Annotated in this window: 22 protein-coding genes; 13 read left to right on the top strand and 9 right to left on the bottom strand. The window is 70.8% G+C overall.

Annotated features, from left to right (window positions below; all coding sequences use genetic code 11):
* The first annotated feature begins 531 nt into the window (after positions 1 to 531).
* Entirely contained in the window at positions 532 to 1,908 is a 1,377-nt protein-coding gene (locus JIG36_RS37110) for a glycosyltransferase family 2 protein (protein ID WP_203381123.1), read from the top strand.
* Positions 1,905 to 2,486, top strand: a complete 582-nt coding sequence (locus JIG36_RS37105) for a hypothetical protein (RefSeq protein WP_203381122.1) — start codon at positions 1,905 to 1,907, stop codon at positions 2,484 to 2,486. The genes JIG36_RS37110 and JIG36_RS37105 overlap by 4 nt, the downstream gene beginning before the upstream one ends.
* A gap of 83 nt (positions 2,487 to 2,569) precedes the next feature.
* Here JIG36_RS37105 and JIG36_RS37100 read toward each other — a convergent pair whose 3' ends face one another.
* A complete protein-coding gene (locus tag JIG36_RS37100) occupies positions 2,570 to 2,845 on the bottom strand; it encodes a hypothetical protein (RefSeq protein ID WP_203381121.1) in 276 nt (91 codons plus the stop codon).
* Positions 2,846 to 4,030: 1,185 nt separating this feature from the next.
* Between JIG36_RS37100 and JIG36_RS37095 the strand changes: the two genes are divergently transcribed.
* Both JIG36_RS37095 and JIG36_RS37090 read left to right on the top strand, forming a co-directional pair.
* Positions 4,031 to 4,663, top strand: coding sequence for a hypothetical protein (locus JIG36_RS37095; RefSeq protein ID WP_203381120.1), 633 nt, complete (start codon positions 4,031 to 4,033; stop codon positions 4,661 to 4,663).
* Positions 4,664 to 4,989: 326 nt separating this feature from the next.
* Positions 4,990 to 5,622 carry a hypothetical protein gene (locus tag JIG36_RS37090; protein WP_203381119.1) on the top strand — a complete coding sequence of 211 codons (633 nt, stop codon included), beginning with the start codon at positions 4,990 to 4,992 and terminating at the stop codon, positions 5,620 to 5,622.
* Positions 5,623 to 5,654: 32 nt separating this feature from the next.
* Here JIG36_RS37090 and JIG36_RS37085 read toward each other — a convergent pair whose 3' ends face one another.
* Positions 5,655 to 5,873 (bottom strand): biotin/lipoyl-binding carrier protein, encoded by a 219-nt coding sequence (locus tag JIG36_RS37085; RefSeq protein WP_203381118.1) that lies wholly within the window; start codon positions 5,871 to 5,873, stop codon positions 5,655 to 5,657.
* A gap of 125 nt (positions 5,874 to 5,998) precedes the next feature.
* Here JIG36_RS37085 and JIG36_RS54830 point away from each other — a divergent pair, with 125 nt between their 5' ends.
* Complete coding sequence (locus JIG36_RS54830) at positions 5,999 to 6,073, top strand: 50S ribosomal protein bL37 (protein WP_369752275.1); 75 nt, start codon at positions 5,999 to 6,001, stop codon at positions 6,071 to 6,073.
* A gap of 63 nt (positions 6,074 to 6,136) precedes the next feature.
* Here the strand turns inward: JIG36_RS54830 and rsrA are convergent, their stop codons facing one another.
* From rsrA to JIG36_RS37060, 5 genes are all read right to left on the bottom strand, one after another.
* On the bottom strand, positions 6,137 to 6,424 hold the full coding sequence (gene rsrA / locus JIG36_RS37080) for a mycothiol system anti-sigma-R factor (RefSeq protein WP_203381117.1): 288 nt from the start codon (positions 6,422 to 6,424) through the stop codon (positions 6,137 to 6,139).
* Positions 6,425 to 6,429: 5 nt separating this feature from the next.
* A complete protein-coding gene (locus tag JIG36_RS37075) occupies positions 6,430 to 7,230 on the bottom strand; it encodes a sigma-70 family RNA polymerase sigma factor (RefSeq protein WP_203381116.1) in 801 nt (266 codons plus the stop codon).
* A gap of 66 nt (positions 7,231 to 7,296) precedes the next feature.
* A complete protein-coding gene (locus JIG36_RS37070; RefSeq protein WP_203381115.1) occupies positions 7,297 to 7,899 on the bottom strand; it encodes an alpha/beta hydrolase family protein in 603 nt (200 codons plus the stop codon).
* Positions 7,900 to 7,985: 86 nt separating this feature from the next.
* Positions 7,986 to 8,381 carry a WhiB family transcriptional regulator gene (locus JIG36_RS37065; RefSeq protein WP_203381114.1) on the bottom strand — a complete coding sequence of 132 codons (396 nt, stop codon included), beginning with the start codon at positions 8,379 to 8,381 and terminating at the stop codon, positions 7,986 to 7,988.
* 503 nt (positions 8,382 to 8,884) lie between these two features.
* Positions 8,885 to 9,580, bottom strand: a complete 696-nt coding sequence (locus tag JIG36_RS37060; RefSeq protein WP_203381113.1) for an SOS response-associated peptidase — start codon at positions 9,578 to 9,580, stop codon at positions 8,885 to 8,887.
* Positions 9,581 to 9,660: 80 nt separating this feature from the next.
* Between JIG36_RS37060 and aroA the strand changes: the two genes are divergently transcribed.
* The 6 genes from aroA to JIG36_RS37030 all read left to right on the top strand — a co-directional run bounded on the left by aroA (position 9,661) and on the right by JIG36_RS37030 (position 15,551).
* On the top strand, positions 9,661 to 10,944 hold the full coding sequence (aroA, locus tag JIG36_RS37055) for a 3-phosphoshikimate 1-carboxyvinyltransferase (protein WP_307873058.1): 1,284 nt from the start codon (positions 9,661 to 9,663) through the stop codon (positions 10,942 to 10,944).
* 2 nt (positions 10,945 to 10,946) lie between these two features.
* A complete protein-coding gene (gene rsgA / locus JIG36_RS37050) occupies positions 10,947 to 12,029 on the top strand; it encodes a ribosome small subunit-dependent GTPase A (protein ID WP_203381281.1) in 1,083 nt (360 codons plus the stop codon).
* A 10-nt stretch (positions 12,030 to 12,039) separates the two neighbouring features.
* Entirely contained in the window at positions 12,040 to 12,834 is a 795-nt protein-coding gene (hisN, locus tag JIG36_RS37045; protein ID WP_203381111.1) for a histidinol-phosphatase, read from the top strand.
* A 111-nt stretch (positions 12,835 to 12,945) separates the two neighbouring features.
* Positions 12,946 to 13,845 (top strand): hypothetical protein, encoded by a 900-nt coding sequence (locus JIG36_RS37040; protein WP_203381110.1) that lies wholly within the window; start codon positions 12,946 to 12,948, stop codon positions 13,843 to 13,845.
* Between the two features lie 365 nt (positions 13,846 to 14,210).
* A complete protein-coding gene (locus JIG36_RS37035) occupies positions 14,211 to 14,984 on the top strand; it encodes an ATP-binding protein (protein WP_236048994.1) in 774 nt (257 codons plus the stop codon).
* Between the two features lie 9 nt (positions 14,985 to 14,993).
* On the top strand, positions 14,994 to 15,551 hold the full coding sequence (locus JIG36_RS37030) for a DUF5709 domain-containing protein (protein ID WP_203381108.1): 558 nt from the start codon (positions 14,994 to 14,996) through the stop codon (positions 15,549 to 15,551).
* Between the two features lies 1 nt (position 15,552).
* Here JIG36_RS37030 and JIG36_RS37025 read toward each other — a convergent pair whose 3' ends face one another.
* Together JIG36_RS37025 and macS are read right to left on the bottom strand one after the other, a co-directional pair.
* Positions 15,553 to 16,206, bottom strand: coding sequence for a response regulator (locus JIG36_RS37025; protein ID WP_236048993.1), 654 nt, complete (start codon positions 16,204 to 16,206; stop codon positions 15,553 to 15,555).
* A 5-nt stretch (positions 16,207 to 16,211) separates the two neighbouring features.
* Entirely contained in the window at positions 16,212 to 17,345 is a 1,134-nt protein-coding gene (macS, locus tag JIG36_RS37020) for a MacS family sensor histidine kinase (RefSeq protein WP_236048992.1), read from the bottom strand.
* Between the two features lie 42 nt (positions 17,346 to 17,387).
* Between macS and JIG36_RS37015 the strand changes: the two genes are divergently transcribed.
* On the top strand, positions 17,388 to 17,828 hold the full coding sequence (locus JIG36_RS37015; RefSeq protein WP_203381279.1) for an ATP-binding protein: 441 nt from the start codon (positions 17,388 to 17,390) through the stop codon (positions 17,826 to 17,828).
* Positions 17,829 to 17,901: 73 nt separating this feature from the next.
* On the top strand, positions 17,902 to 18,813 hold the full coding sequence (locus JIG36_RS37010; RefSeq protein WP_203381106.1) for a carbohydrate-binding protein: 912 nt from the start codon (positions 17,902 to 17,904) through the stop codon (positions 18,811 to 18,813).
* Positions 18,814 to 18,894 lie beyond the last annotated feature (81 nt).

The following is an 18,894-nucleotide window of genomic DNA, read 5'->3' as shown; positions in this document are numbered from 1 at the left end:
GCTGATGACTCAGCGCTACGGCACACGACAACAACAGCGCCAGAATCTCCACTTTGGTCATGAGCCGGGCCGCCGTACCTTTCCTGTGTCGTATGTGCTGCAACCGGGGGCTCCCTCACGGGGGACGTCGGGAACCCCCGGCGGGTTCATGCCGGGCCATCGATTTCGCCGGCTCGCCACCGGCGGCGCCGCCGGTTACGGGCGGTTGTCCGGCGAAGGAGCACCGATTGCTCCGGGAACCGCTTCTTGCAGGAGGTAGAACTCGGCCGCGGCAACGCCCGAATTCGGTCGCGGGGATAGCCGTTCCGGAGAATGGATAAGGCCCGGCTGACCGTTCGGATGATCGCCGTCGTAGAGAGCGGGCCGCACCGCCCGGCCGCCGCGCACTTTCGTGCGAACGTCGGCCGACACAGTTTCCTCGGCCGTGTCCGGATCGTCACAATACTGAGCCGCGGGGGCCCGGCCAGTCATCACGCACGTTCGGCAATGCCGTTTGCCGACTTTTCCGAGAAGCTCTGCTGAGGAGTTCCCATGTGGTTCGACAAACTCGCCTCCCGGCGTGTGTTCTTCATCTGCACGGTGATCGCCGGCGCGTTCTTCCTCGGCCTGATCGCAGCCACATGGCACTTCCGCGGGCGGATCGACCACCCGGCTCTGCTCACTTTCTGGTGGATCAGCAACGGCGCCGTGATCTATTCGCTGTATCCCCTCGCCCGGAATCGTCGCCGGGCCGGCTCCGGATCGGTGACCGGCCGCGTGGTCGCCGTGGTGAGCGTGCACGAGCAGAACGAATCCGACCTCCGCGCCTGCATCTGGTCGATCCTCAACCAGAGCCGCGTGGTCGTCGACGAGGTCCACGTGGTCGACGACGGCTCGACCCACGCGCCGGTGCAGCCCTTCGCCCATCCGCGTGTGCGGTGGCATCGGACCGAGCACGGCGGCGCCCGGGCCGCTCAGCGCTATGTTCTCGACCGTCTCGACCCGGAGGACTGGGACTTCGTGATGGCCGTCGACGGCAACTGCGTGCTCGACGAGCACGCGGTGGAATGTCAGCTCCGGGAGTTCGCCCAGCCGAACGTCGTGGCGACCACCGCGATGGTGGTGATGCGCAACGGCGGGCACAACATGCTGACCCGCCTGGTCGATCTGAACACCGGCACCGGCGTCATGCGTCCGACGCGCCGATCGGCCCTGCGGGCGGTGCAGATCGGCCCAGGGGCACTGTCGGTCTACCGGGCCCGTGTCCTGTTCGAGCACGAGCGCCCCGTGGTGGACCCGGCCGCCGACGGTGACGACCATTGCCTGGCGAGGTATCCGGATCTGGACGGCGAGGTGGTTCCGGTACCCGAGGCGATCGTGTGGACGACGGCCCCGACCGACTTCGCGACCGTCCGCCGGCAGCTGATGCGTACGGCGGCCAGGCGGTGGCGGGTGCTGGCGACGACCTTGGCGCCAGAGCCCCCGAACCGGAACCGGACCCGCGCGATTGTCCTGCTCCGGCTTCTGTGCGGTCCGGCGTGGGTCTTCTGCGCCGTCGTCCTGCTCGTCGAGGCCGCCTCCGGTGAGACGTCGCAGGCGCCCTGGCTCATTCTCTACGGTGCGCTCTACCTGCTCGTGCGATATGCCAAGGCGGGCCACTACCTGGCCGTCCGGCCGGCCATGAGCCGGTCGGAGAAGCTGCGGACCTGGATCCTGCTGACACCGGTGGAGGCGGTCTGCAACCTGCTCGGTGTCGGCGCGATCAGGTTCCTCGCGCTTTTTCCTTCTCGCGCGTCCGGCCGGCCGGATGGGGAACCGTACGGCCGGTCGCCGCTGGAGCTGCCGTCCGCTGAGGGGGACACGGCGTTGCCGGTCGGTTCCACCACGGTCTACTACAGCGGCTACATGTCCGAGAAGACGAACTCGTGACCGCCCGGCACGCGGAGCGCGGGGACGCTGAGATCCAGGAAGTGCTGACGCTGGCCCGGCGCACCGCCGAGGCCTATGTCACCGCGGCCGGGGAACGTGCGCGGCAGATCCGCGCCGAGGCCCGGACCCGGGCCGGACAGATCAGGCAGGACGCACGGCTGGACGCCGAGAAGATCCGCGCAGAGGCCGAGGAGTCGCTGGCGGACGCGCAGGCCGCCGCCGTTCTCACCGATCGTGACGCGGCCGATCGGGCCGCGGGCACCATGCGCCGGGCCGAGCTGGTCCTGGCCGACGCCCGGGTGGAGGCCGAGCGCATCCGGGCCGACGGCCGCGATCGGCTCGATCAGCTGAAACAGCGGGCCCGGCACCGCTACGAGGATGCCGTCGGCAGTTTCCCGACCAGGCGACTGGCCCTGGAGGAACAGGTACGGGCGCTGGAGATGTTCGACGCCTATTGCCGGCAACAACTGATCAGCTCGATACAGCGGCAGTTGACCATGCTGTGGAACGGTTCCCTCGAGGCCGGCCTTCCGCCGGAGCCGGCGACGTCACCCGTCATGGCCGGCCGCTCCGCATGAACTGAATCCCCGAACAATGGGCGTCCGGACCGCGAAACCGCGGCCCGGACGCCCTTCTTTTTGTCTTGGCCTCGGACGTCAATTCATTGCCGCAGGGTCCGGCGCCGCAGGTCGATCTCACGCCAGTTGTCCGGGATGTGGGCGATGAACAACGTCTGAACCGGAGAAAGGAGTCCGGCCGCCGCCATGATCTTCTGCTCCCGTATCCACCGGCGTGTGTCCGTCCGCATGCGCTGCACGCGGGCCCGGGCCTGGGCGTCCTGGGGGTCGTTGTAGGGCTTGTCGCTCTCGAGGAGCTCCAGAGCCGCCTTGTACGCCGTTCGCCAGCGGGCCGGAAGGGCGATGTTGCTCGTTCCCATCGGGTGTTTCCTTACTGATTCAACGAAGATCGCGGTCGGGCGGCCCGCGACGAGTCGAGCGATAACCGCGGATCAGGTGGCCAAACCTGGTCTCGCTCGTACCGGCCGAAATTCAGCCGGGCATGCGACAAACCGGCCGGCCGGCGGTGGACCGGCGGCCGGGTGGGGATGCTAGAACCGATACGACGCGATCACTTCGCGCGCATCCCGGATCCGAATAGCGGCGCAGTGGACCGGCGACGCCATTCTTCGAAGAGGCGATCAAGTTCGCACAATGCGAGTTTCATTGCGAAATCGTTCCGGTCGCCACCGCCGCTCAACATCAACGATCAAGGTCGGCGCACAAGGAATCCGGCCGAAAGACTTCTGGCATTCGACATGCCAAGGATTTTGCCAGAAACGTCTGACCTCGCTTCCACGCACTGTTGCTGTGAGGCAACGACCCGCTATCAGGGCGACCGGCGCAGAGCAATAGGGCGTGGAACCCGGTCGGCAATCATTTCGAGGGAGGAGCTACAAAAATGAACGACCGGCGGCCAGGTAGCTCCTCGGTCTTTTCTCGACCGGCACGACCAGCCGGACCGCCCGGCGCGTCCGAAAATTTGTGCCGCCGATCCTGTCGTACTAAGCCGTACGGGTGCCGGTGACGCACACGCTCCGGCTCCCGCGAGCTCGGCGAGCCGGTTCCACCGGTGGGCGGCGAAGCAACGCACGGCGGTCGGAAGCGGCCGCAAATCCGATTTAGCGCAGGCACAGCCGCTTTCCTTCACGTCCGGCCGGCCGTCGCATCCCTCCCGGCGACCGGGAACGGCCTGGACTGAGCTCTCTTTCGGGGCGCCGGGCCGCACACACACGGTGCGCGACGCCCCGGCCGCTCTCGGCACGCACGGCCACACCCGGCTCCGGTCACCTTCCGTGCTCCCGTGTTGTCGCGGTGTCGCCGGAACCGGGGTCGGCCCGGCCCGCCGGACACTTTCCCAGCACTCCCCCGGAAATTCATTGATTACCGTTCCCGCACGGGCCTGGCGAGCCGGTTCCGGACCTTCGAGAAAGGTCCGCCGAACGGCTATCGGCCGACCGTCATTCCGGCGCTCGACGGCATACGCGCGTTCGACTTCCGACGTGGTTCAAATGCGGTTTTCCATTCCGTAAGTCACCGCGCAACACGGTACGAAAGGAAATGCGATGAAGAAGCTCACCCGCGCCCTCACCATGGGAGGGTTCGGCGTACTCGCCGCACTGGCCGTCGGAACCGCGCCGGCCCAGGCGTCGACCACGGCCGGCGTTGCCGCGGAGAGCAAGTCCGGCGCCGGCCACGTCGCTCAGTGGCGCGACGGCACCCAGGTCGTCGGCTTCTACCGGTCGCTGCGGGCCTGCGAGCTCGCGGGGCAGTTCGGCGAGCGGAGCGGCGCCTGGGACGACCACGACTGTGACCTGGTGCAGCTCGGTGTGCGCCGGGGCACGTGGGCGCTCGAGGTCGCGAGCGACGACGACTGGGGCCCGGCCGGCTTCGGCCGCCCGTTCACCGTGGTCCGCGGCTTCCCGGCCCAGTTCCGGCCGGGCTGGTGGGGTCAGATCCGTCCGGGGCACCGGGGCATGTTCCGGCCCGGTCACCCGCGTCCGTTCTTCCGTCCGGGTCACCCCGGCCCGATCGTCCGCCCCGGTGGCCCGGTCATCCGCCCCGGCAACCAGGGTCCGATCGTGCGTCCCGGTAACCAGGGTCCGATCGTCCGTCCCGGCAACCAGGGCCCGATCGGCCCCGGCAACCAGGGCCCGATCGTGCGCCCCGGTCACCAGGGCCCGGGCGGCCGTCCGTAACTGAGGGCGGGCCGGAGGACGCCGAGGTTTCCCTGCCGTCATGAAATATGGGTCAGTCGGCAGGGGAATCGCGACGCAACCACGGCTCTGATTGTAAGAAACATCGGGCTGACAACGCCTTGCTCTACCCCTTTGGTGCCGCTGGGTAACGCCTTTCGCCCAGCGGCACCACCCCCTGAGAGGGACGGGAGACACTCGTGAACGACAACCCCTTGACCGGACGCGTCCGGTTGTTGCTCGGCCGCGCCTCCGTCGACAGCGTGACCGCGGTTCATCCCGTCATCTCTCCGATGACACCGTCATCGGCGCCGCCTGAGAGCGCACCGGTGTCCCTGACATCGCACGAAGCGCCCCCGTCCCCGTCCCCGGAATCCCTGTCGACGCCGGTGCCGGCCGCGCTGCCGGGCGAGGCACTGCAGGTTCTGACCCTGGCGCAGCGAACGGCCGAGGAGTACGTCGCCGCCGCGAACAAGGCGGCCCAGGCGGTGCGGGAAGAGGCGGAGACGAACGCCGAACACTGCCGCCAGGAGGCTCGCGAATATGCCGAGCAGATGCGTTCCGAGGCCGACAAACTGCTGACCGCGGCCCGGGCCACGGCCGAGCTCACCCACCGGGAGGCGCAGGTTCAGGCGGCCGACATCCGGCGGCAGGCCGAGTTGTTGCTCACCGAGGCGCGGGCCGAGGCGGAAAGTATCGTCGCCGGCGGGAACGAGACCGCCGAGCAGCTCGAACAGCGCGCGCAGCGCCGGTACGAGGATGCGGTCGGCGGGCTTTCGGTCAAGCGGAAGGCGTTGCAGGAACAGATCGAGACCCTGGAGATCTTCGACGCCGAATACCGGCGCCGGCTCATGGCCTTCCTGCAGGGTCAGTTGCGCGCGCTCTGGGCCGACCAGCCGCAGGCCGCCACTTTTCCCGCGATCGAGCTGCAGCTGCCGGGCGGGCCGGTCGACACGGCCTGAGCCGTCTGATCAGCCCGGGACAGATGTCGACATCAGCCCTGGATGATGGCGATCAGGTCACCTTCCTGCACCACGTCGCCCTCGTGCACCGCGAGTTCCGCCACCGTGCCGTCGGTCTCGGCGACGACCGGGATCTCCATCTTCATCGACTCGAGAATCACGAGAGTGTCCCCCTCGGCCACGGTGTCGCCGCTGTTGGCCACGACCTTCCACACGTTGGCGACCATTTCGGCCCGGATCTCGTCGGCCATGGGACCCTCCTCGGTCTGTCGTTACCGGTCATCAAATCACGGATCTCCCTCGGGCGAGTCCGAGGCGACCGGACGCGCCGACTACCATCGGCCCGGGAAACACAGCACGGACAAGGAGTCGTTCCATGGCTAAGAAGGCCCGCAAGAAGAAGGCTCGTAAGAAGAGCAGCGCGAACCACGGCAAGCGGCCCAACAGCTGACCGTGGACGTGACGAAAGAAGCCCCGCGGCGCAGGCCGCGGGGCTTCTTCGTGTCGCATGTCTTTACGGGAGGAACTCCCGGGTCTCCACCTGCACCTCGAGCTGGTCGAGCTTGATGCGGAGCCGGTCACGCAGCTCGCGCGGCGCCTTCTCGTCGCCGCAGCAGCGCGACACCAGCGCCTTCACCTCGTGCTCGATGCCGTATTCGCGGAGGCACCCGTCGCAGTCGTCCAAGTGCTTCTGGATCAGCGTGCGGCGGTCCTCGCTGCACTCCAGATCGAGATAGAGGTAGACCTCGCTGAGCACGATGCCGCAGTCGGTCTCGTGGTCCTCGCCGTTCAGGCCGCTCATCTGCGTCACGCCTCCTGCGGTTCCGAAGCGGTCCGGGTGATTCCCCGGTCGGCAGCGTACTGCTCCAGAAGCTTGCGCAGGTTGCGCCGGCCGCGGTGCAGACGGGACATGACGGTCCCGATCGGCGTGTTCATGATGTCGGCGATCTCCTTGTATGAGAAACCCTCGACATCAGCGAGGTAGACGGCCAGACGGAAGTCTTCGGGCAGGGCCTGCAGGGCTTCCTTGATGTCACTGTCGGGCAGCCGGTCGAGCGCCTCGGTCTCGGCCGAGCGCAGGCCCACCGACGTGTGCGACTCCGACGAGGCGAGCTGCCAGTCGGTGATCTCCTCGGTGGGAGCCTGCACCGGCTGACGCTGCTTGCGCCGATACGAGTTGATATAGGTGTTCGTGAGGATGCGGTACAGCCACGCCTTGAGGTTCGTGCCCTCCTCGAACTGGTGAAACGCGGAGAACGCCTTCAGATACGTCTCCTGCACCAGGTCTTCGGCGTCGGCCGGGTTGCGCGTCATCCGCAGACCAGCAGCATAAAGCTGGTCCACAAAAGGCAACGCGTCCCGCTCGAAGCGGGCTCTGCGCTCCTCGGTCCGTTCTGTCTGGGCCACCCTGTGCTCTCCCCTCGACCGCCCCGCCGAGGATACGGGCACTACCCCGTCAGCGGCTTCGAAAACCGCCGGTGTGCTGACACTCACCGATGTGGTGGTGTTCGTGGTCTCGGTGGCCGGCCACTCGGGGGAACCCAGCAGGTCCCGCACCCGGTCGACGTTCCGGCCCCCGCGCTCGAGGCTCTCGGTTCCGGCTCGCACCAGTAAAACCCCTTCCGACTTTCAAGCTCCGGGGCTTACAACCACGAACACGCAACTTGCATTCCTTCAGCGCGCCCACCCGTGCCGCCGCAGCCACGCGACGGCCAGATCGGCGGTCTCGGCGACGCCCTTGCGCAGGTCATGGGTGGCCCCCGGGCGTACGACCACCTCGACGTCGGCCGTCGCCCCGGGCACCCCGAACGCGTCGCGGTCGCCGTTGAGCACCAGCGTGGGCAGCCCGACCGGCAACTCGTCGGCGCGACTCTTCTCCGGCTTGCCCGGCGGGTGCAGCGGGAACGCCAGCGCGAGCACACCCTTGGCGCCGAGCGGGGCCGCGGTTCGGCACGCCACCCGCGCGCCACTCGACCGGCCACCCACGATCAGAGGCTTTCCCCGTACGCCCACCTGCCCGACCACGGCACTCCAGGCCTCGTCGAGCTGGGCCGCCGGGGCCGGCGCGCGCCGCCCGGCCACGCGATAGGGCTGCGTCACCAGAACCACGCGCACCCCACCGGCGACGGCGGCGTCGTGCACCGCCCGGAGGTCAGGCGCGTCGACCCCACCGCCGGCGCCGTGCCCCAGCACCAGGACGCTGAACGTCTTCCCCCTGGGCGGGCTGACCCGCACCAGGGCGGGCCCGCGGGGCGTCTCGATCTCGATCTCGGTCACGGCCCTATGAAACCAGCCCGGCCCGCACCGACACGCCGCTTGCCGGCACGCCGCTCAGGACGTGTCGGCAAGCGGATGACGATGTGTCAGCGGCTGATCGGTGTGAGGCTGAGCAACCTGCGGTCTTCTTCGTCGGTGTCGTCGTCGATGGTTTCGCCGTTCGGCCCGACGCGTTCACGCCAGGCGACCAGCATGGCGCGGCGTTCGCGGGGCGTCGTGCCGCCCCAGACGCCGTGACAGTCGCCGACCTGCAACGCCCAGGCCAGGCACGGCCCTTGGACAGTGCAGGTGCCGCAGAGCGAAACCGCGCCTTCGGACGGTTCGTTCGGCGCCGGAAAGAACGTTTCCGGGTCGACCGTGCGGCATGCGCCGCGGGTCCGCCAAGCCTCGTCGCTGCGTCGTTCGCTGATCGCTTCGATCAGGCGCGGATCACGCCGCGCGATGGCTACCTCATGTGGACGCGGCATACGAGCCCGTGTCATCAGCCCACCTCCCCCGTGGGACCGGTACTGCGTGTGGCAACGGGCTCGCACCGTGCGAACCTGCACCACTCCGGCGCAGTTTTCTATCGCAGGGTAGGAGATCAGAACAAGGGTCTTATCTATCTTGAAACAAAGTTGCCAATATAAAATGCGGACATCTATTGACAAAGTCGAATGTTGATCTTGTCCCAGCTCAGCCGCGTGGCGCCCGCCGTCAACCACTCGCAAGGCCGACCCGGCACCCCTCGCCCAGCCACCCGAAAAACCCGCTAAGCACCCAATTCGGACGTCGCGCATGTGGGGACAAGCGAGGGCGGCGGCGAGCTCAGCCCTCTCGGCGCGCACGCGAGAGTGGTGCCGGAGGGTTCGGTCCTCTCGGCGCGGCGGCGAGAGCGGGGTCGGTGAGTTCGGTCTTCTCATGGCGGGCGGCGAGGGCGCGAGGAACGTAGCAGAACCCGCCCGGCCCGCTGTCATCGGGAAGGGCGGTCTGTCCACACCGGACCTCAGAAGAGGGTGGACGGCTCCGGATCGGCCGCCACGGGCGGAGGTTCCAGCAGGTGAGGGCCGTTGTTGCGGACGTTCCCGACGTCGGGCCGCACGGGGCGGGCCTCGATCGCCGCCAGCTCGGCCGGAGTCAGCGGGGTCAGGAGCGTCTCGGGGGCGCCGCCCCCGGCCAGCCAGTCGGGCCAGCGGTCGCCCGGCAGGATCAGCGGCATGCGGTCGTGGATGCGCGCCAGCGGGCCGACGGCCGCCGTCGTCAGGACCGTGCAGGTGAGCACGGCGTCGGGGCCCCAGGTGGTCCACAGGCCCGCGAAGGCCAGCGGCGAACCGTCGGCCGGGGTCATGTAGAACGGCCGGCGCTGCTTGCCCTCGCGGACCCACTCGAACCACCCGTCGGCCGGCACCAGGCAGCGGCGCCGTGCGAAGGACGGGGCGAACGCCCGGGAGGTGGCCACGGTCTCGGAGCGAGCATTGATCATGCGGGCACCGGCCCGGAGGTCCTTGGCCCAGGGCGGCACCAGGCCCCAGCGGGCGGCGTCGAGCACCCGGGCGTCGCGGGACGCGGACATGCGGATCACCGGCACCGGATCGGTGGGGGCGACGTTCCAGCTCGGGGCAGCCCGCTCGGCGATGCTCACGGCCTCGAACAGGTCTTCGAGGTCGGCTTCGCTCCTGGTCGTCGCGTACCGCCCGCACATGTCCGGGAACGCTACACCGGAGCCGGCCCGCACAGGCCCCGCCACGGGTGACCGGCGGGGCGCTTCGGCACAATGGCCACGTGAGTGTGGAGAAGCGTGTGTGGGTGGCCCCGTCCGCGACCGGGCCGGTCGGTGCCACCGTCCGGCTGCCGGGCTCGAAGTCGATGACGGCCCGCGCCCTCGTGCTGGCCGGGCTGGCCGACGGGCCCTCGGTGGTCGAGCGGCCACTGCGCGCCCGCGACACCGAGCTCATGGCGGCGGGGCTGCGGGCGCTGGGCGTACGGGTCGACTCGAGCGACACCGAGCGCTGGCTGGTCGAGCCGGGGCCGTTGCGGGGACCGGCCCGGGTCGACGTGGGGCTGGCCGGGACGATCATGCGGTTCCTGCCGCCGGCCGCCGCGCTGGCCGACGGGGTGGTCGAGTTCGACGGCGATCCGCACGCCCGCAACCGGCCGCTGCGCCCGATCGTCGAGGCGCTGCGGACGCTCGGGGTGTCGATCGACGCCTCGGAGACCGGCGGGCTGCCGCTCACCGTGCACGGCGCGGGGCTGGTCGAGGGCGGCGAGGCCGTCATCGACGCCTCCGCCTCCAGCCAGTTCGTCTCGGGGCTGCTGCTCTCGGCGCCCCGGTTCAGCAAGGGCCTGACGCTGCGCCACGAGGGGCCGCCGGTGCCGTCCGCGCCCCACCTGCGCATGACCACCCACATGCTGCGGGCCGCGGGGGCGACGGTCGACGAGTCGGTGCCCGACGTCTGGACCGTCGAGCCGGGCCCGCTGCAGGGCCGCACGTGGGTGATCGAGCCCGACCTCTCCGGCGCCGCCCCGTTCTTCGCCGCCGCGATGGTCACCGGGGGCGCCGTGACGCTCGCCGGGTGGCCGGCCGAGAGCTGGCAGCCGGTGGGCCGCCTGATCGAGCTGCTGACCGCGATGGGCGCCGGGGTCACGCAGTCGGCCGAGGGCCTGACCGTGACCGGCGGCGACACCATCCACGGCATCACGGCCGACCTGTCCGAGGTGAGCGAGCTGACCCCGGTGATCGCCGCGCTGGGCGCCCTGGCCGACTCCCCGACCGAGCTGCGCGGGGTCGAGCACATCCGGGGCCACGAGACCGACCGCATCGCCGCCCTGGTGGCCGAGCTGTCCAAGGCCGGGGCCGAGGTCACCGAGTTCCGCGACGGCTTCCGCATCGAGCCGCGCCCGCTGCACGAGACCGAGTTCGAGACGTACGCCGACCACCGGATGGCTCACGCGGCGGCGGTTCTGGGGCTCGCCGTGCCGGGTGTCCGCCTCACCGACGTAGCGTGTACCTCGAAGACGTTGCCCGAGTTCCCCGAACTCTGGGCCGGACTCGTGGCGAGGAGCTAGACCTGCCGGCACGCAAGCGGGAGTACGACGAGGACGACGTCCGGATCCGGCCGGGCCGGTCGTCCCGCCCGCGCACCCGCACCCGGCCGAAACACGACGACGCCGTCGACGGGCTGGTGATCACCGTCGACCGGGGCCGTTACGGCTGTGTCCGCGAGGAGGCGCCGCCCGACAGCCCGGTCATCACCGCCATGCGCGCCCGCGAACTGGGCCGCAAGTCGGTTGTCGTCGGCGACCGGGTCGCGCTCGTCGGTGACGTGTCGGGGGCGCCGGGCGCGCTGGCCCGCATCGTGCGCATCGGCGAGCGCACGTCGGTGCTGCGCCGCACGGCCGACGACGACGACACGACCCCCGAGGGCCGCCTCGAGCGGGTCGTGGTGGCCAACGCCGACCAGCTCGTGATCGTCAGTGCCCTGTCCGACCCGCCCCCGCGTACGGGATTCATCGACCGCTGCCTCGTCGCGGCGTACGACGCGGACATCGAGCCGCTGCTCTGCCTCACCAAGGCCGACCTGGCGGGCCCGGAGGAGATCCTCGACTACTACGCCGAGCTCGACCTGCCGTACGTGACCATCCGCCCCGGCAGCGACCTGGCCGAGCTGCGCCAACGTCTGGCCGGCAACATCTCGGTCCTGGTCGGCCACTCCGGGGTCGGCAAGTCGACGCTGGTCAACCGCCTGGTGCCGGACGCCCTGCGCGCGGTCGGGGTGGTCAGCGCGGTCGGCAAGGGCCGGCACACCTCGACCAGCGCGGTCGCGCTCCGGCTGCCGCCGATCGGCAAGAGCCGCAAAGATCCAGGCTGGATCATCGACACGCCCGGCATCCGCAGTTTCGGCCTGGCCCACGTGAGCGCCGAGAGCCTGCTGCACGGCTTCCCCGACCTGGTCGAGGGCACCCTGGAGGACCAGCCCAACTGCGGGCACACGGCCGGCGACGCGGGCTGCCGGCTCGACGCCTGGGTGGCCGAGGGCAAGGCCGACCCGCGACGCCTGGAGTCGTACCGGCGGCTGCTGGCCTCCCGGGCCGGCGAGACCGACCCGAGGGAAGACACCGGCGGCGACGAGGAACCGCACCCGATCGGCTAGCGTTCGCACCATGGCCGGTTATGCCGACGATCTCTCGCTCGCCCACCTTCTCGCCGACACCGCCGACTCGATCTCGATGAGCCGGTTCCGGGCGCTCGACCTCAAGGTCGAGAGCAAACCCGACCTGACCCCGGTCTCCGACGCCGACACGGCCGTCGAGCAGGCGATCCGGTCGACGCTGGGCCGGGCCCGGCCGCGCGACGGGGTGCTCGGTGAGGAGTTCGGCCTGACCCACGCGGCGGCCGGGCCGGGCAGCCGGCGCTGGGTGATCGACCCGATCGACGGCACCAAGAACTTCGTGCGCGGGGTGCCGATCTGGGGCACGCTGATCGCCCTGCTCGAGGGCGACACCCCGGTGGCGGGCCTGGTGAGCGCCCCGGCTCTGGGGCGTCGCTGGTGGGCGGCGCGCGGCCACGGGGCGTACGCGGGAAAGCACCAGCACGCCGCGACCCGCATCCAGGTCTCGGGTGTGGGCCGGGTCGCCGACTCCAGCGTCTGTTACGCCAGCCTCGACGGATGGCAGCAGATCGGCCGGCTGGGCAAGCTGGTCGACCTGAGCCTGGCCGCGTGGCGGAGCCGGGCCTACGGGGACTTCTACGGCTACATGCTGCTGGCCGAGGGCGCGCTCGACGCGATGGTCGAGCCCGAGCTCTCGCTGTGGGACATGGCGGCGCTGATCCCGATCGTGCAGGAGGCCGGTGGCACGATCACCGACCTCGCCGGGCGCCCGCCGGCCGACAAGTCCTCGGTGATCGCCACGAACGGGCTGCTGCACGAGACGGTACTTACGGCCCTTACCCGTTAACCGGACATAAGCCCCAGAAGTCATGGCGCTGCGTAAGCGGACAAACACCCCACGGCGACGGTGTCCCCCGAAGCGCTGATGCCGGGCGGCGGCTGGTCTATCGTGCGTCAGGTGGTGTCCTCGGGTTGGTGCTTCCTCGCCGCCATGATCCTGGCGTACGGGGTGGCGAACCTCTTGCAGTCGGCGGCCGCGGCCCGCACGACGGTGCACCACACCTTCGACCCGAGCCTGCTCGTGCGGCTGGCCGGCCAGCGGACCTACCTGATGGGCCTCGGCTGCCAGGTGGCCGGTTTTGTGCTCGCCTTCCTCGCCCGCGAAGATCTGCCGCTGTTCCTCGTGCAGGCCAGCGTGGCGGCCGGACTGGGCGTGACCGCGGTGCTGGGCGTGCTGTTCCTCAAGTGGACCCTGCCCACGGCCGAGGTGGTGCTGCTGGTGCTGCTCATGGTCGGCATCGCCGCGCTGGTCAAATCGGCGCAGCCGGCCCACGCGCGGCCGCTGGGGGCGGCCGCGATCGCCGGCCTGACCCTGGCGCTCCTGCTCATCGGTGGTCTCGGTTTCTTCGCCGTACGCCTTCAGGGCGCGCTCGGCTCGGTGGTGCTCGGCTCGCTGGCCGGCGTGGGTTTCTCCGCCGCCGCCATCGCCGCCCGCCCGCTGGCCAACGAGCACTCGGCCGTCGGTTTCTTCGCCAACCCGCTGCTCTATCTGCTCGTCGTGCACTCGCTGGTCGGCCAGTTGCTGCTGGGACTGGCGATGCAGCGCGGCTCGACCACGGCGGCGGTCGCGGCGATGGACGCCGCGGGTGCCGTTCCGGCCGCGATCGTCGGCCTGCTGCTGCTCGGCGACCGCATCGAGCCGGGCAAGGAGTGGCTGGCCGGGGTCGGCTTCGTCGTGACGCTGGCGTCGGTGATCGCGCTGACCCGCTACGCCGAGCCGCAGCACCACCAGGCGCCGGCCCCGCCCACGCGGCGGCCCGAGCCCGCGGCGCTGCGCACCGCCCCGACCAGCCGCTGACCCACACGCCTTCGTCCAAGCGCGCCGCAAACACCCCCGCGCAGCACCGGCCGGCCGCTGACCCACACCCCTCGCCCAGGCGTGCCGGAATGCTCCCGAACGCGCAACCGCCACTTCCGGAACCCAAACGTTCCGGAATCTGGGGCATTTCCGGAACTTCCCGCGGGCATGAGTCCCGTGGCCCCGGGTATTTGCTGACCATGGCCCCCGCCTCAGCCGTGAAACAGGCACCAGGGGCGTCGGGCCGGCTATCAGAGCGGCAGGACAGCCTCTGACGCCATGCGGCTCTCCACGGAAGGCGGTCCCGGTCCTCCGAACGCACGGAAAATGCGAAAAGGGGACGCGTTATGCACAATGGAGCGACCATGGCGAGCGAGACGCGACATCCGGTCGACCGCGGGTCGGAGTACCCGCTGGTGATGCTGACCGGAGCGCTGGACGCCGACACCGCGCGGACAGTGCGGTCCGCCCTCCTCGACCTGCTCGCCGGGCAGCCCGAGGCCGTGCTCGTCGACGCCGCCGCGGTGACCGGCCCGACGACCGAGGCGGTGGCCGTGCTGCGCGCCCTGCGCGACGAGACCGCCGACTGGCCCGCCGCCCATCTCGCCCTCTGCGACCCCCGCGGCGCCGACGCCTGGCCCGGCCTGGGCTGGCCGGTCTGGCCGAGCACCCGGGAAGCCCTGGCCGAACTGGGCAAGCCCGACCCCGACCACCGGCTGAGCCTCGATCAGGAACCAGCGCTGGGCGCCGCCCGCCGAGCCCGCGAGCTGGTCACCGAGGCCTGCGGACGCTGGGAGCGGCCCGATCTGGCCGGGCCCGCCTGCATCGTGGTCACCGAGCTCGTCAACAACGTCGTCGTCCACGCCCGTACGCCCATGGTCGTGCTCGTCGCGACCCACGGCAGCGGCCTCAGCGTGGCGGTGCGCGACCACACGCCCCGGGTGCCCACCTTCACCGGGGGTCCGGTGCCACCCACGTCGTACGGGGGTCGCGGGATGCTTCTGATCGACTCGGTGGCCGAGCGCTGGGGCAGCCTGCGGCTCGACGAAGGCAAAGTGGTGTGGGCGTTGCTCGCGGCCGAGGAGGACGGGGAAGAAGCGGCGGAAACGGCAAGCATGCCCGACCCCGTACGCGGGTAGATTGCGGTCATGCGAGACAACGACTACCCCGCCGAGGTGTCCGACCCGGAAGCGTCCGGTCTGCCCGACACCGCGGATGACGATTCGACCGCGTACGACCAGATGGAGAGCTCGCGCTGGGCCGACGGCCCCGATCCGGCGGCGCTCGCGGGCGTCGGACCGGGCGGGTCCAACCGCTTCGGCGACACCGCCGAGGAGGCGCGCGAGGGTGAGTCCCTCGACCGCCGCCTCCGGCAGGAGGAGCCCGACTTCGGCGCGGAAGACCCGATCCCGCCGCGCCGCGACCCCGACGACGAGACCGTCGACAGCTCGGAGCAGCGCAACTTCGACGCCGACGTCTGGGGCGCGAGCCCGACCTCCGACCCCGACTCGCAGGTGTCGCTCTACGACGACGGCCAGCTCGACGACGACAGCCCGCAGCCGGTGGGCCGCCTGGTCGCGCCCGACGAGGGTTACGGGTTCGACGACGAGGCCGACAGCGTGGCCTACGACGCCGGCGCGTCCGGTGGCGGCGCCAGCGCCGAGGAGCTGGCCATGCACGAGACGAACGCCCCGAAGTACGAGTAGGTCAGTCCAAGCCCTGTTCGATGGCGTACCTGGTGAGTTCCACGCGGTTGTGCAGCTGGAGCTTGCCGAGCGTGTTCTGCACGTGGTTCTGCACGGTGCGATGGCTCAGCACGAGCCGTTCGGCGATCTGCCGGTACGACAGGCCCTTCGCCACCAGCCGCAGCACCTCGGTCTCGCGCTCGGTGAGCTTCGGCGCCGGCTCGCTCTTGTCGGCCGGCGGCGCGGTGGCCAGCCGGCGGAACTCGCCGAGCACCAGCCCGGCCAGTCCGGGTGTGAAAACGGTGTCGCCGGCGGCCGTGCGGCTCACCGCGTCGAGGAACTCGGCCTGGGCGGCCGACTTGAGCAGGTAGCCCGTGGCGCCGGCCTTCATCGCGTCCAGCACGTCCTGCTGCTCGCCGCTGGCCGAGAGCATCAGGACCCGTACGCCGGGAACTTCGGTCTGCAGTCCGTTGATGACCTCGACGCCGGACACGTCGGGCAGCTGGAGGTCGAGGATCACGACGTCGGGCCGGGCCGCGGCCGCGATGCGCACCGCCTGCCGCCCCTCGCCGCTGGTCGCCACCACGTCGTAGCCCGCCGCGGTCAGGTCACGGCTGACGCCCTCACGCCACATCGGGTGGTCGTCGACCACCATCACCCGGATCGCTGCCGTCATGCCCGTCACGATATCGGGACCCGCGGCACCGTCATCTCCACCTCCGTGCCCTGGTCGGGTGCGGAGACGATCTGCACCCGGCCACCGAGGTCGGCCACGCGCCCGCGGATCGACTGGGCGACACCGAGCCGGCCCTGGGCCTCGGCCTGGGCCAGCCGGTCGGTCGCGATGCCACAGCCGTCGTCGCGGACGGTCACGACGACTTCGTCCGGCTCGTCCTCGACGAACAGATAGACCTTGGTGCCGGGCCCGCAGTGCCGGGTCACGTTGTCAAGGGCGGCGCCCACGGCGGCGCGCAGCTCGCGGGCGGTGTGGGCGGGCAGGCGGACGGCGCCGGCCGGGCCCGAGACGGTCACGTCGGGTCCCGCGTACGGGTGCAGCAGCGCCATGAGATCGAGCTCGTCACCGACCGGTTCGCTGGTCTGCCGTCCCGCCACCAGGCTGCGCAGCGCGGCCTCCTGTTCGCCGGCCAGCCGGGCCAGCTCGCCCGCCTCGCCGTCGAGACCGGCGCCGCGCCGCTTGACCAGCGCCAGCACCTGCAGCACGGAGTCGTGGATGTCGCGGGCCAGCCGCTCCCGCTCCCGGGTGGCCGCCTCGAGCTCGACCGCGCGTTCGAGGCGTTCCTGGGCCACCTGGGCGATCCGCATGAGGTAGCCGACCGCGATGGCGGCCAGCAGCATGAGCACGGTGCCGGTCCACGCGGACTGGTCCCAGTGGGCGCGGACGACCAGGTCGGTGGCGCCCATGGCCAGCGCCGCGGTGATGCCGGCCCGGCGGCCGCGGGCCACCGCCCAGCACAGCACCGGGGCGACGTGCCAGGCGACGGCGATGGTGGGCGTGCCCAGCGCGAGCTCGTCGGCGCCGACGATGTAGAGGCTGGAGGTGAGCACGGCCATCGTGACCAGCTGGTCGGCCACGAGCAGCGGGGTGCGGCGGCGGGCCGGGTCGGCGTACCCGTACGTGGTCACGACCGTCCACCCGGCCATCACCGCCAGCACGGGCCAGGCCCAGACGGGGTGCCAGTAGTCGCTGACGTAGACGATGACCAGGCCGGAGGTGTAGGCCAGGGCGGCGATGCGATAGACCGCGATCGCCCGCCACAGCGGCGCTTCGAGGCCGCTGTTGCGTGCGTCCGCCATGCGCCGACCCTCCCACATGACGTGCACCACCCGTGGGCCGCCCTGCGGGAAGATCAGGCGTGGCCTACCGTCGAGGGCATCAGCACCGAAGTTCTGCTCGACGAAACCTTCGACCGCGACGCCATCACGACGCTGCGGCACTCCGTCGCGTCCTGCGCCCGGGCGGCCGGCCTGACCGGTGACCGCCTCGACGACTTCGTGGTCGCGGTCAACGAGCTGCTGACCAACGCCGTGCGGCACGGGGGTGGCCTGGGCCGGGTCCAGATGTGGTCGGCCGCCGGCGACGTGGTCTGTCAGGTCAGCGATTCCGGGAGCGGCCTGGCCGGGGCCCGGCTGGAACCCGCAGTGCGCCCGCCGGCCGACCAGCCGGGCGGCTGGGGGCTGTGGCTGGCCGAGGAGTTGACCGACTCGTTCGAGCTCATCACGGGGACGGACGGCACCACGGTTCGAGTGTCCAGCCGGTCTTCCTTAAGTCAGCCTTAAACCTGCCTCGCCGATCTTGCGAGAAGCTCTCACCTTTATGAAAGTCGTCCTGCTGTCAGTAAGGGGGCACCAGGTGAATGACGCACGGCATCGTTCCGGTCGGTCGAAGTTGCCGCGCGCGCTGGCCCTGCTGGCGGTGGCGAGCGCCGGCCTCGCGGGCACGATCTTCTTCACCGGGCAGGGCGGCGTGGCGGTCGCCTCCGAGCACCGCCCGGTCTTCGACGACAGCTTCGGCGGTGAGCGTGGCGCCGGCCTCGACCGGTCGCGCTGGCTGCTCGACGGCGACGAACGGCACGGTCGCCAGGACGGCGACGGCACCCTCGTCGTGGACCGGCTGATCAGCACGCGGCGGGCCTTCGCGGAGCCGTACGGGCACGCCGAGGCGCGGATCAAGGTGCGGCGCGCGGCAGGGCCGTGGCGGGCCTTCGGCGTGGTCGACAAGTACGGCCGGGTGCTGCGGGGCAATGTCGAGACGCTGGACCGGGACGCCGACCCGACCTCAGGCCGCAGCTTCCACACGTACACGATCGACTGGACGCCGCGGAGCGTGATCTGGTCGGTCGACGGACGGCCGAGCCTGAAGCTGACGCCGGACGAGCCGGGGCTGCCGATCGCGCTGGTGCTCAACCTCGCGACCGACGGGCGGCGGCCGGCCCGCATGGAGGTCGACTTCGTGAAGGTGACGGCGGGCAAGAAGCCGATGCCCGCGCCGACCACCCCGTCGGCCGCGCCGTCCTCGCCCCCTTCCTCCACCCCTCCCGCCGCGCCCACGACTCCCCCGGCCACGTCAAAGCCGCCCGCGGCACCTCCGGCCACGTCGAAGCCGCCGGCCGCGCCGAAGCCGGCCGCCTGGAAGGCGTTCACCGACTACGAGGCGGGCGACCTGGTGACCTACGAGGGCGTGACCTACCAGGTCAAGGAGGCGCACACGGCGCTGCCCGGGTGGGAGCCGTCCGCGCTGCCCAATCTTTTCAAGAAGTTGTAAGAAAAGGCGTTATCCGGGGTTCCGGGACCGGTCTCCATTGACTGCATGACGTCAATCTCTAAAGACTGTTTCCGATACGCA

Origin of the sequence: Paractinoplanes ovalisporus, assembly GCF_016834655.1 — a bacterium.
GTDB classification, from domain to species: Bacteria; Actinomycetota; Actinomycetes; order Mycobacteriales; family Micromonosporaceae; genus Actinoplanes; species Actinoplanes ovalisporus.
This window is presented reverse-complemented; position numbering and strand designations above follow the sequence as displayed.